13 protein-coding genes are annotated in these 12,165 nt (G+C 61.9%); 8 read left to right on the plus strand and 5 right to left on the minus strand.

Features of this window, described 5'->3' with window-relative positions; genetic code table 11:
* Nucleotides 1-20 precede the first annotated feature (20 nt).
* The 3 genes from P7A97_RS05010 to P7A97_RS05020 form a co-directional block, all read right to left on the minus strand.
* Nucleotides 21-1,262: a glutamine synthetase family protein gene (locus P7A97_RS05010; protein ID WP_277689012.1), complete on the minus strand. Its 1,242-nt coding sequence runs from the start codon at nt 1,260-1,262 to the stop codon at nt 21-23.
* 225 nt (nt 1,263-1,487) lie between these two features.
* Complete coding sequence (locus P7A97_RS05015; protein WP_277688850.1) at nt 1,488-1,724, minus strand: glutaredoxin family protein; 237 nt, start codon at nt 1,722-1,724, stop codon at nt 1,488-1,490.
* A 46-nt stretch (nt 1,725-1,770) separates the two neighbouring features.
* Nucleotides 1,771-2,898 (minus strand): DUF5610 domain-containing protein, encoded by a 1,128-nt coding sequence (locus P7A97_RS05020; protein WP_277688851.1) that lies wholly within the window; start codon nt 2,896-2,898, stop codon nt 1,771-1,773.
* Nucleotides 2,899-3,059: 161 nt separating this feature from the next.
* Between P7A97_RS05020 and P7A97_RS05025 the strand changes: the two genes are divergently transcribed.
* Entirely contained in the window at nt 3,060-5,018 is a 1,959-nt protein-coding gene (locus P7A97_RS05025) for a monovalent cation:proton antiporter-2 (CPA2) family protein (protein ID WP_277688852.1), read from the plus strand.
* Here the strand turns inward: P7A97_RS05025 and P7A97_RS05030 are convergent, their stop codons facing one another.
* Complete coding sequence (locus P7A97_RS05030) at nt 5,019-5,576, minus strand: TetR/AcrR family transcriptional regulator (RefSeq protein ID WP_277688853.1); 558 nt, start codon at nt 5,574-5,576, stop codon at nt 5,019-5,021.
* A 127-nt stretch (nt 5,577-5,703) separates the two neighbouring features.
* On the opposite strand from P7A97_RS05030, the gene P7A97_RS05035 reads away from it, so the two are divergent.
* The 4 genes from P7A97_RS05035 (at nt 5,704) to P7A97_RS05050 (ending at nt 9,461) form a co-directional block, all read left to right on the plus strand.
* Nucleotides 5,704-6,300 (plus strand): glutathione S-transferase family protein, encoded by a 597-nt coding sequence (locus P7A97_RS05035; protein WP_277688854.1) that lies wholly within the window; start codon nt 5,704-5,706, stop codon nt 6,298-6,300.
* Between the two features lie 10 nt (nt 6,301-6,310).
* On the plus strand, nt 6,311-7,219 hold the full coding sequence (locus P7A97_RS05040) for a pyridoxamine 5'-phosphate oxidase family protein (protein WP_277688855.1): 909 nt from the start codon (nt 6,311-6,313) through the stop codon (nt 7,217-7,219).
* Nucleotides 7,220-7,221: 2 nt separating this feature from the next.
* On the plus strand, nt 7,222-8,076 hold the full coding sequence (locus P7A97_RS05045) for an MBL fold metallo-hydrolase (protein ID WP_277688856.1): 855 nt from the start codon (nt 7,222-7,224) through the stop codon (nt 8,074-8,076).
* Nucleotides 8,077-8,189: 113 nt separating this feature from the next.
* On the plus strand, nt 8,190-9,461 hold the full coding sequence (locus P7A97_RS05050) for an OprD family porin (protein WP_277688857.1): 1,272 nt from the start codon (nt 8,190-8,192) through the stop codon (nt 9,459-9,461).
* Nucleotides 9,462-9,522: 61 nt separating this feature from the next.
* On the opposite strand, the gene P7A97_RS05055 is transcribed toward P7A97_RS05050, so the two are convergent.
* Nucleotides 9,523-10,731, minus strand: a complete 1,209-nt coding sequence (locus P7A97_RS05055; protein ID WP_277688858.1) for an ammonium transporter — start codon at nt 10,729-10,731, stop codon at nt 9,523-9,525.
* A gap of 345 nt (nt 10,732-11,076) precedes the next feature.
* Between P7A97_RS05055 and P7A97_RS05060 the strand changes: the two genes are divergently transcribed.
* Genes P7A97_RS05060 through P7A97_RS05070 form a run of 3 tightly spaced genes read left to right on the plus strand, consistent with a single transcriptional unit; the run spans nt 11,077 to nt 12,135 of the window.
* The gene (locus tag P7A97_RS05060) at nt 11,077-11,433 is read left to right on the plus strand and encodes a DUF883 family protein (protein ID WP_277688859.1); all 357 of its coding nucleotides are present in this window, start codon (nt 11,077-11,079) and stop codon (nt 11,431-11,433) included.
* 10 nt (nt 11,434-11,443) lie between these two features.
* Nucleotides 11,444-11,833 (plus strand): phage holin family protein, encoded by a 390-nt coding sequence (locus P7A97_RS05065; protein WP_277688860.1) that lies wholly within the window; start codon nt 11,444-11,446, stop codon nt 11,831-11,833.
* Nucleotides 11,830-12,135, plus strand: coding sequence for a hypothetical protein (locus P7A97_RS05070; RefSeq protein WP_277688861.1), 306 nt, complete (start codon nt 11,830-11,832; stop codon nt 12,133-12,135). The genes P7A97_RS05065 and P7A97_RS05070 overlap by 4 nt, the downstream gene beginning before the upstream one ends.
* Nucleotides 12,136-12,165 lie beyond the last annotated feature (30 nt).

The raw sequence follows: 12,165 nt of genomic DNA on the forward strand, positions 1-12,165 counted from the left end.
CGCAAGGTGGCTTCTTCATCTCAGGCCTGACTACCCAGAACCCGCCGCTCCCAGGGTGTGATTTCGTCCAGGTAGCTCATCAACTCCATTTCCTTGACCGCGCAATAGCCCTGGATGAACTCCTCGCCAAACCACTGGCGAGCCAGCGTACTACTGCGCAAACGCTGCAATGCCGCGTGCAAGGTGCAGGGCAGACTGAGCTCATCTGGTACGGCAAAATCACCCTGAATGGCGGCAGAGGGCTGCAGCTCGTTCAACAGGCCATGCAGACCTGCGGCCAGGCTGGCCGCAATGGCCAGATAGGGGTTTGCATCGGCACCCGGCAGGCGATTCTCAACCCGCCTTGCCGCAGGCCCGCTGGCCGGAATACGTAGACCGGCAGCACGGTTGTCATGCGACCAGCAGGCATTGTTCGGCGAAGCATAGGGATGGCAAAGACGCTGATAGGAATTCACATGCGGGGCGAATAGCAGCGTGAAGTCGGCGAGAGCCGCTTGCTGACCGCCCAGGAAGTGGAAGAACGCTGGCGAAGCCTCACCACCGGCGGCCGTAAAGATATTGCGCCCACTGCCCTGCTCTACCACGCTCTGGTGGATATGCATGGAGCTGCCCGCCGTATGCGGCAGCGGCTTGGCCATGCAAACCACGGCCAGACCATGCTTGAGACCAATTTCCTTGAGCATGTGTTTGAACAGGAAGGTCTGATCGGCGACCAGCAGTGGATCGCCATGCAGCAGATTGATCTCGAACTGGCTGACCCCCATTTCGTGCATGAAGGTATCGCGCGGCAAACCCAGCGCCTCCATGCACTTGTAGACCTCGCTGAAGAACGGTCGCAGGCCATTACCCGAAGAGACACTGAACGCCGAGCAGCCACTTTCGCGGCTGCCGTCCAGTCCCAGCGGTGGGCGAAATGGTTGTTGCGGGTCCTGCGGACGCTCGAAGACGAAAAACTCCAGCTCAGTTGCCACAACGGGCTGCCAGCCTCGCTCGGCATAAGCACCCACTACACGCTTGAGCAGGCCTCGGGTCGACAATCCGGAGCTGCGGCCATCCAGTTCATCGGCATCACAGATCGCCAAGGCCCGGCGCGGCTCGCTCCAGGGCAAAATGAAGACGCGTTCATCCGTCGTGGTCAGCGCCAAGTCGCCATCGTCGCTGCCGTAGAACCGTGACTCCGGATAGCCCCCCATGATGCACTGCAGCAATACGCCACGCGCCAGTTGCAGGCGCCGCCCTTCGAGAAAGCCCGCGGCAGTCATCACCTTGCCCCGCGGCACGCCATTGAGGTCGGCGGTGACACATTCGACTTCATCTATTCCGATCAGGCGCTCGGCTAGCGTACTGCGGCCGTCGTTGCTCATTGAATTTTTATCCTTGTTAGCGCGTATGCCGCAGCGCGGCGATCCGTACAAAATACGCATCGGCCGTTCGAAATATCAAGCAGGCAGAGAGGACTATTGAAAAGACAGAAGAAAACCGCAGGCTCAGCGCAGGAAAGCCACTACTTGATCGGCGTCAAAGGGCCAACCGAGCTCGGCTCCAGTGTCGCAACGACGCAGCACGGGAATACGCAAACCGTATTGCTCGACCCAGTCCTCACGCTCGGCAATATCCACCAACTCGACCAGCAGGCCGTGCTCGACGAAGGGCATGAGCAATGACTCCGCCACCTCGCAGAGGTGGCAGCCCAGGGTTCCATAGAGTTGGCATTCCGGCAGCATCACAAGGGTCTCAGGCTAAACGTAGAGACGCAGTCTAACACCGGCCTTATTCACCAGCCGGCAGCAACCCCTGCAGGCCGTCGAGCAGACGCTGGTTAAGCTTCTGGGCCTTGTCCAGCATGCCTTCGCTAAAGCGCTCGTCCAGAGCAAAACCGCCCTCCAACAGTTGCTCCAGCATGTCTTTGCCATCTTCGGCCACGGCGTCTGCGCTGCGCAGTGCATCCAGCAGGCCACGGGCATAGTCCACCAGGCTGTCGTTGACTGCACTGGCGGCCTGGCCGCCCTGCTGAGCGACGGTGCTGTATGCATCGGTAGCCTGGCGCACCGTGGTCTGGGTCAGGCGCAGGGACATCGAGGCCAACTGGGAACCATCCATGTCCAGTTGCAGGGCACGGTCGAAAGCGCCCGCCAGATCACCGGCATAGAATTGATCGGACAGCTCGCGTACCTGGCCGAACAGATCTTCCAGCGCCGCACGCTCTTCTGCGTCCAGCTCACCTTCGACCTGGACCTGGAAACCACCGATCTGCAAGCTGCCGGAGGAACGGGAGGAAGCCGCCAGCGTGGTGCTGCCGTCACTGGCAACGACAGCGCTGCTCTGCGACCAACTGGCCGAAGCGGCGGCCACCGAAATACGCAGGCGATCACCGTCGCGTGTCGTTACCTGCAAATCGAAGGTTTCCGCGCGTGCGGCAACACGCTCGCTATAAGCTGCCGCAGCAAGGAGACCGGACTCAGCAGCCTGAGGCTGACCACCGTAGCTACGCTCCAGCCCCTGAAAACCTTTCTGGATCTTGTCATAGGTGGTGTCGATATCATCCGCCACCTTGCCCTTGAGCACGCCCATGCCGTCGAGGATCTTGCGTGCCTCGGCAAACCCCTTTTCCACCCCCTGACGGGCCTGCGCCAGCAGGCTTTCCAGCTTGGCCGGGGCCGCACCGGAAGCTGCCTCACTCTGCAGGCGCTGCTCGATAAAACCCAGAACCCGGTCCGCAACCTTGTCCGGAGTGAAGTCTTCGCCCTTGCCATTCAGTGTGCCCGGCTCCATGCCCAGCCGCTCCGCCAGGCGGTTGGCCAACGTATTCTGCGCGTCCGCCAGGGTACGAGCGACGGTCGGATTCGTCGGCAACGCGGAGCGAGAGAGTGATGGGGTTAGAGAGGCCAGTGGGTTCATAGCGGCATACCTGAGCAGGACATCAACTCGATTGACGGCCTACGGCCGAAAAACTTGAGCCTGGCCTGACCAACGGCCATCTTTGCCAATAGCAATTGCCCAAGATCATGGACGATCCCCCTCAGGTTAGGCATGCTCGCCCCGGCCTCAGGAGAAAGCCCTTGTTCACCGACCTGCTGATCATCCTCGCCTGTTCCCTGCTGATCATTGCCCTGTTCCGGCGCCTAAGCCTGCCCGCCGTCCTGGGCTATCTGTGCGTCGGCCTGCTGGTCGGGCCCGCAGCGTTGGACTGGATCAGCTCCAGCAAAGACCTGCCCCACCTCGCCGAGCTGGGTGTCGTGTTCCTGCTGTTCACCCTGGGCCTGGAATTCTCCCTGCCGCGCATGCTTGCCCTGCGTAACACGGTATTCGGCCTGGGCAGCGCGCAAGTCGCACTGTGTGGCGCAGCGCTGGGTGGTGCGCTGTGGTTGAGCGGCATCGCGCCAACAACCGCAGCTCTGCTGGGCCTGGGGCTGGCCTTGTCGTCCACCGCCATCGTCGGCAAGGAACTGGTCAGCCTCGGCGAGGTGTTCAGCGACCACGGGCAGAACGCCATGGGCGTTTTGCTGCTGCAGGACCTGGTTGCCGTCATGCTGCTGACACTGGTACCCACGCTGGCCGGCGGCAACGAAGCCCCTTGGTACTGGAGCATTCCATGGACACTGGGCAAAGCCCTGCTGCTCTTTTTCGGTTTGTTGCTCGCCAGTCGCTGGCTGCTGCCCAAGCTCTTCCATGAAGTGGCTCAGGCCCACTCGGCAGAACTGTTTGTCATGCTCGCTCTGGTCATTGTCCTGCTCACCGCCTGGTTGACGCACCTGCTCGGTCTGTCCATGGCCCTGGGCGCCTTTCTTGCCGGCATGCTGCTGGGGGAAAGCCACTATCGACACCAGATCGAAGCGGACATCCGCCCCTTCCGGGACATCCTGCTCGGCTTGTTTTTCGTCAGCGTCGGCATGCTGATCGACCTGCGCCTGTTTGCCGAACAAGGCCTGAGCATTGCCCTGATCACCCTAATGCTGCTGGGCATCAAGGGCGGCCTGGTCGCCTTGATCGTACGCCTACGCGGCGACTCGGGCGAAACCGCCTGGCGCACGGGCCTGGCGCTCGCGCAGGCTGGCGAATTCTTCTTCGCTCTGGTCGCCCTGATGCGTCAGCACGCGCTGCTGGATCCACATGTTGCCGGCCTGTTACTGGCTGCGGCCTTCTGCTCCATGGCCCTGACACCACTGCTGCTGCGCGCTGCCCCACGGCTGGCGGCACGCCTGCGACGCGCGCCGAGCGCCGAAAGCCGACTGGAAGAAATCAGCAGCCGCAGCGCCGAGTTGCATGACCATACGGTGATCTGTGGCTATGGCCGCGTCGGCCAGTCCATAGGCCGTTTCCTGCAACGTGAAGGGCAAGCATTTATCGCCCTGGATGACGACCCCGTACGTGTCGAAGAGGCCAGTGCCGGTGAAAACAACGTGCATTTCGGCGACTCGCGTCGTCGCGATCTGCTGATCGCTGTCGGTATCGCCCGTGCTCGCCTGCTGGTGATAGCCGTGGACAAGACCGATATTGCCCTGGCGATCATCACCGAAGCACGCCAGCAATGTCCGCAGCTGCAGATTCTGGTGCGCACCCGCGATGACAGCCGCCTGGCTGAACTGCAGGCCGCCGGCGCCAACGAAGTGGTACCGGAGTTACTGGAGTCCAGCCTGATGCTGGCCTCCCATGCACTGGTCATGCTCGGCATCCCGCAGAGCCAGGTGCAGGCTCATCTGGATGAAGTGCGCAGCAACCGCTATCGCCTGCTGCATGGTTTCTATCATGGCGCCCAGGCCAACCTGCTCAGCGCCCAGGGCCAGGAGCGGCGCCTGCTGCATGCGGTCAATCTGCCGGATGAGGCACATGCCTGCGGCCACTGTGCCAACGAGCTGGGCCTGGAAGAGCTGGGTCTGGAAATCCAGGCAGTACGCCGCGACGGTATCGACCTGCCGCTGGAAGGCCGGCCAGCCCTGCATCCCGGCGATACGGTGCTGCTCTCCGGGCCGCTACAGGCCATCGAAGCCGGTGAAGCTCGCTTGCTGAGTGGCGACTGATCAGGCGCCCGCGGCTTCCAGCAGCACTTTGGCCGCCGCCCTGGCTTGCAGGGCCTGATCTCCAGGCCCCTGAATGTGGGCCATGCTCAGCGCACCTTCGAGCAGAAACTGCAGCTGCGCCGCCAGTGCCTGCGCCTGGGCAACGCCCAGCGCCTGCAACAACTCGCGAAAGTGCTCGGCAAATGCGGCCTTGAAGGCAGCCGCCTGGCGATGGATCGGGTGATCGTGGTCATGAAACTCAGCGGCGGCATTGATGAAACTGCAGCCGCAGAAGTCGTCCTGGTGAATCCATTCATGCAGGCCATCGAAACTCTTCAGTAACGCCTCTCGCGGCGGCAAGGCCGCACGGAGCTGGCGCAGGCCCTCCAGCGTCGCCTGCCCGCGCTGCTCCAGCACCGCCAGGATCAGTTCGTCCTTAGAGCGGAAGTGCTTGTACAGCGTCATCTTGGCAACCCCGGACTCCGCCAGGATGCGGTCGATGCCCGTGGCGTGGTAGCCCTCACGGGCAAACAGGCCCTGGGCCGTACTGATCAGTTGTTCGCGCTTGTTCGATGCCATCTGGCCCTCCCTCTGCGGCGCATTATGCGTGGGCCGGCAGCCGACACTCCAGTTTGAATGTCGCGCTTGAAATATACAGACCTGTCTGTCTAATATCCATTTACCCACCCCCAGCGAGGCCTGCGCCATGCAACTTCATGACTTCACCCTCTCCGGCAACTGCTACAAGATCCGCCTGTTCCTCTCCCTGCTGCGACTCGAAGCGGAGCTGCTGCCGGTCGATCTGCAAGGCCGCGCACAGAAAAGCGCCGAGTTCCTCGCCCTTAATCCACGCGGACAGGTTCCGGTACTGGTGGATGAAGGCCAGGCGCTGTTCGACTCCCAGGCGATCCTGGTCTACCTGGCCTGCCGCTATGCCAACACCAGCTGGTATCCGCGCGACGCACTGAGCCAGGCACGCATCAGCAGCTGGTTGAGCTTCGCCGCCAATGAAGCTGCCAAGGGTCCTGGGCAGGCGCGCCTGCACGTACTGTTCCGCTTCCCCGGTGATCTACAGCGAGCCCAGGAAGCCGCCAGACAGGTGTTGGAGCTGCTCGACGCCCATCTGGCGCAACACGCCTGGCTGGCCGAAGGTGCTGCACCGACCATCGCCGATCTGGCGGTCTACCCCTATGTCGCCCTCGCCGGCGATGGCGACGTCGACCTGGCGCCCTACGCCAACCTCGCCGCCTGGTTCGCCCGCATCCGCGCCCTACCCGGCTATACCGGCATGCCCGGTCTCTGAGGCAAACACCGTGACCAGCCCCTTTCATCCCGGCGAACAGCAGATCCAGCAGCGCCTGGGCGTTCGCGACAAACTGGAAGCGATAGGCCAGCGGGTGATCCGTGACCATATGCCCGAGCAGCACCGCGAGTTCTTCGCCACCCTGCCCTGGCTACTGGTCGGCAGCCTCGATGCTGACGGTCAGCCCCACGCCTCAGTGTTGTGGGGCGAGGCCGGCTTCCTGCACTCCCCACACCCTCAACGCCTAGGCATCAATGCCCAGCCCGAGGCAGACGACCCGCTCGCGGTCAATCTGCGAGAAGGCGCCAGCCTCGGCCTGCTCGGTATCGAACTGCCGACCAGGCGCCGCAACCGCCTGAATGGCCGCATCACAGCCCTGCACAAGGACAGTTTTGCCGTCGCAGTGCGCGAATCGTTCGGCAACTGCCCCAAGTACATCCAGCGGCGCCATTGGCAGCATCTGCCTCGCCAGCCAGGTCCGCTGTACCAGGGCGAAGGACTGGACACACGCTGGCTGACACTGGTGCTGGCCAGCGACACCCTGTTTATTGCCAGCCGCCATGTGCAAGACGTGGACATCTCCCACCGAGGCGGCCCTCCAGGCTTCCTTCGCCTCGGCCCGGACGGACGCCTCTGGCTCCCGGACTACAGCGGCAACCTGATGTTCAACACGCTGGGCAATCTGTTGCTGGAGCCACGCTGCGCGTTGCTGTGGATCGACTTCACCAACGGTGACCTGCTGCATCTGGAGGCCGAGGCCGAACTGGTCTGGCCCGAGCACTACCCGCAACCTGCCGCGCCGGGCGCCGAACGCCAGCTCGCCTTGACGCCAGGGCGCTGGCGTTTGCGCAAAAACCGCCTGCCCCTCAGCTTTGGCCCGGCTGAGCCTTCCCCCTACCTGCCCGTGCAAGGAAGCTGAATATGCGCGTACTTCTCTTCATCCTGTTGCTCCTGAGCACCAGCATTCAGGCCGCCGGACTGCGCTTCGCCCTGGTCAAGACCGCAGAAACCGAAACCCTCGATGCCTTTACCGTGCAAGGCGGCTCGTGGACGGACAAGGCGATCGCCAACCATGTCGCCATACTGATTGAGCATCACGCCGCCACCCTGCTGCTGGACACTTCCTTGGGGCGCCAGGTCGATAGGCAGTTCGAGTCCGAAATGCCCTGGTACGACAAGCCCCTGCTGCGCTACGGCAAGGTCACCCCGGTACGCAACCAGCTCGACCGTGACGGTATCCGCGTCGACCGCATACTGCTGAGCCACAGCCACTGGGATCATGCCTCCGGCTTGGCCGATTTTGCCGATGTTCCGGTCTGGGCACCCTACGAGGAAATCGAGTTCAGCCGCATCGCCACACCACCGGCCGTACTGCCCAGCCAGTTCAAACATGCCATCCGCTGGGTACCCTTCACCTTCGACGCCGGGCCCTTCATGGGCTTCGCGCGCAGCCTCGACCTGTTCGGTGACGCCAGCCTGGTGCTGGTACCGCTGCACGGCCATACCCCGGGCTCGCTGGGCCTGTTCCTGACGCTGGACGATGGGCGGCGTTTCTTCTTTACCGGTGATGCGAGCTGGCGCCTGGAAGGTTTCAGCGGGCCGAAGGAGAAGTTCTGGATCAGCCGCAATATGGTCGACAACGACCGCGATGCGACACGCCAGCAACTGGAAAACGTTCATGCATTGATGCAACAGGAGCCCGAACTGCGTGTGATACCGGCACACGACGAAGCGGTACAGCGTGCAATCGGCTACTACCCTCACTGGGTGCAATGAGCCAAGGTCTAGACCAAAGTCTAGAAGCGCCAGGCCTTGAGCCATGTTTTAGTCACAAAGCTGCAACCAGACCGCCCATCGGTCTGCCACTAACAGCCGAGGAAACTATAACAATGAGCAAGTCCCCTATCGCCCGGGGCGTGGCACTCGCCGCGCTGGGCACCAGCCTCACCCTGCCCACCCTCAGCCAGGCCGCCTTCATCGAAGACAGCAAAGCCAGCGTGGAACTGCGCAACTTCTACATGAACCGCGACTTCCGCCAGGAAACCGCGACCAAGAGCAAGGCAGAGGAATGGGCCCAAGGCTTTCTGCTGCGTTTCGAGTCTGGCTACACCGAAGGCACTGTCGGTTTCGGCGTGGATGCTATCGGCACCCTGGGCCTGAAACTGGACTCCAGCCCGGATCGTAGCGGCACAGGTTTGCTGCCTGTCGGCGACAGCGGCAAGGCGGCGGATGACTACAGCGAGTTTGGCGCCACCGCCAAAGCCAAGATTTCCAACAGCACGCTGAAGATCGGCACCCTGATGCCGAAGCTGCCGGCCATCGCCGCCAACGACTCGCGCCTGCTGCCGCAAACCTTCCAGGGTGGCTGGCTGAATTCCCAGGAAATCTCCGGCCTGACCTTCGATGCCGGCCAGATCAACCGGGTCAATAACCGCGATTCCTCCAACAACCAGACCATGGTGCTCAATGGCGGTACCGCGGCCCCAGGCTCACGCGGCTTTGCCCTGGCCAATGGCGACAGCGACGAATTCAACTTCGCCGGCCTGAGCTACAAGTGGAACGACCAGCTCACCACCGGTTACAACTACGGTGGCCTGGAAGACCTGTACAAGCAGCACATCGTCAGCCTGGTGCATGTGCTGCCGATTGCCGACAAGCAGAGCTTCAAGACCGATCTGCGCTTCGCCCGCTCCACCGACGATGGCGACACCAATGTCGACAACAAGGCCTACGGTGCCATGTTCACCTACGCCCTGAGCGGCCACTCCTTCGGTCTCGGCTACCAGCAGATGGATGGCGATACCGGCTACGCCTACATCGGCGGGACCGACCCCTTCCTGGTCAACTACGTGCAAATCGGCGACTTCGCCAACAAGGATGAGAAGTCCTGGCAAGCCCGCTACGACTTCAACTTCGCGTCCGTCGGCATCCCCGGCCTGACCTTCATGACCCGCTACATCTCCGGCGACAACATCGACAGAGGCGCAGCAGCTCCCGAAGGCAAAGAGTGGGAGCGCAACACCGACATCGCCTACGTCTTCCAGGAAGGTCCGCTGAAGAACCTGGGCGTGAAGTGGCGCAACGCCACGACCCGCACCAACTTCACCAATGACCTGGACGAGAACCGCCTGATCGTCAGTTACACCCTGTCGCTGTGGTAACCACAGGCGCATGAAACAAAGAACCCGCCACATGGCGGGTTCTTTTTTGCTCGGATCTCGATCAATCCTGACTGTTGGCGCCGATCTTGTGAATCGACAGGTCGGCACCGTAGTACTCCTGCTCCTGGCTCAAACGGATGCCCGTTGCGGCCTTCAGCAAGCCATACACCAGAAAACCACCCGCCAGCGCCACCAGCACACCCAGTGCCGTACCGATCAACTGGCTGACCAGGCTGACCCCGCCCAGGCCACCCAGAGCCTCCAGGCCAAAAATTCCGCAGGCTATACCGCCCCACACCCCACACAGACCGTGCAACGGCCAAACGCCGAGCACATCGTCGATCTTCCACTTCACCTGGGTCGCGGTGAAGGCCCAGACGAACAGGGCGCCGGCGATAGCACCGGTCGCCAGAGCGCCGAGCGGGTGCATCAGGTCGGAGCCCGCGCACACCGCCACCAGGCCGGCCAACGGGCCGTTGTGCAGGAAGCCCGGGTCGTTACGGCCGACCAGCAGCGCGGCGACAGTGCCGCCGACCATGGCCATCAGTGAGTTGACCGCCACCAGTCCGCTGATACTGCCCAGCGTCTGCGCGCTCATCACGTTGAAGCCGAACCAGCCAATGATCAGGATCCACGAGCCCAGGGCCAGGAACGGAATATTGGAAGGCGCGAAAGCCACCAAGCGGCCGTCGCGGTAACGGCCATCACGGCGGCCCAGCAACACCACAGCCCCGAAGGCCAGCCAGCCGCCTACCGCATGCACGACCACCGAGCCGGCAAAGTCATGGAAGGCCGCACCGAACTGCTCGGTCAGCCAGGCCTGCAGGCCCAAGTTGCCATTCCAGATCAGGCCTTCGAAGAAGGGGTAAACAAAAGCCACGATCAGCAGCGTGGCGCACAGCTGCGGACCAAACTTGGCGCGCTCGGCGATACCACCGGAAATGATCGCCGGAATGGCTGCAGCAAAGGTCAGCAGGAAAAAGAACTTGACCAGCGCATAGCCATTACCCTCGGTCAGTACCGCCGCCGGTTCGAAAAAGGTCACGCCGTAAGCTACCCAGTAGCCGACGAAGAAATAGGCCAACGCCGAAACGGCAAAGTCCGAGAGAATCTTCGACAGGGCATTGACCTGATTCTTGTGTCGTACCGTGCCCACTTCAAGAAAGGCAAAGCCGGCATGCATGGCCAGCACCATGATGGCGCCCATCAGAATGAACAGAGTGTTTGAGCCGTGAATCAAGGTCTCCACGGCGCTATTGATATTTTCCATCGAGTCATTTCCCCAACAGGACGAGCACCATAAATGCCCACAACCACCTCGCCGCGCACCAAACAGGAACAATCAAGACCGGCTCAACACTGCCGACATGCCCCAATCAAGAGCGCATAAGGGATCAAAAAAGCATCCAGGTATTTTTTAGTCTTTATTTTCAGAGGGATACGAGAGATCGAAGTAGACCGCCATAACATCGAAAGCCCCAATATCGACCACCAAAAACACAAGGCGCACCATCAAAAAGCAAAAGACGTACCACTGTGGGGCATGAAAAAACTTGAACCCTGCGCCCGAGGCCGGCATCGAACCTGATGAATCCATTGCACACAGGAGAGCACCATGCCCACCTCTGCCAAAAGCAACAGTGCACAGGACAAGGACGCACAGCGCCGCCAGCTGCGCGAGGCCCAGAACGCCCTCTCCGCAGAATTCCAGACCCTGATCGGCGATACGGAAAGCCTGCTGAAACAGACCTCCGAAGTGGCCGGCATCCAGGTTCAGGAACTGCGCGCACGTATCAGTGACAACCTCGACCGCGCCAAGGACATGCTCAAAAACACCGAGCAGAGCCTTGAAGCCCAGGGTCGGATTGCCGTCGAGAAAACCGAGGAATACGTCCAGCAACACCCCTGGCAGACCATAGGTATCGCGGCCGGCGTGGGCTTTCTGCTCGGCCTGCTGGCTAGCCGTCGATAGGCACAAGCGCATGGATGAACAGCACGCTCAATCCGCCACCGAGCCAGGCAAGCCCTCGCTGAAAAAGCTCGGTGGCGCCCTGTTCGGTCTTGCTCAGGGCCATCTGGAACTGATCGCCATCGAACTGCAGGAAGAGAAGTCTCGTTCCTTTCGCTTGCTGCTCTTTTCCGGGCTCAGCCTGATTTTCGGATTGCTGGTGCTGCTTGGCCTTTCCGCCGTGGTGTTGATTGCCTTCTGGGACGACTACCGGCTGCATGCTGCAATAGGTCTGAGCCTGTTGTTCCTGGTGGCTCTGGCGCTGTGCGTTGGCAAGGCCAAGAGTCTGGCCCGTGCCGGTCAATCGCCCTTCCAGGCAACCCTCGAAGAGCTTGCCCGCGACAAGGAGCGCTTACTGCCATGACCCCCCCGACACAGCGCGATCTGCGCAAGGAACTGGTGCGTTTGCGCCTTGAGATGCATCGCCAGCACCTGCGCCACCATGCCCAACCGTTGACGCACCCGCTGCAGCACCTGCGCCAACTGAGGATTGGCAACCCAGCCGCATTGGAGAAACCGATACTGCTGACGGCCGGCGTGTTTCTGAGCCTGTTTGCCAGTCGCCTGGGCACCTTTGGCAAACTGGCACGTGGAGCGATCGTGCTCTACCCGCTACTGCGCGCCGGGGGCAAAGTACTGGGCCGCGAGGAACAGCAAGAGCGCTGAGAAAAATGGCCGCATTCTTGCAGACGTGAT

Origin of the sequence: Pseudomonas sp. GOM6 (genome assembly GCF_029537485.1) — a bacterium.
Classification (GTDB): domain Bacteria; phylum Pseudomonadota; class Gammaproteobacteria; order Pseudomonadales; family Pseudomonadaceae; genus Aquipseudomonas.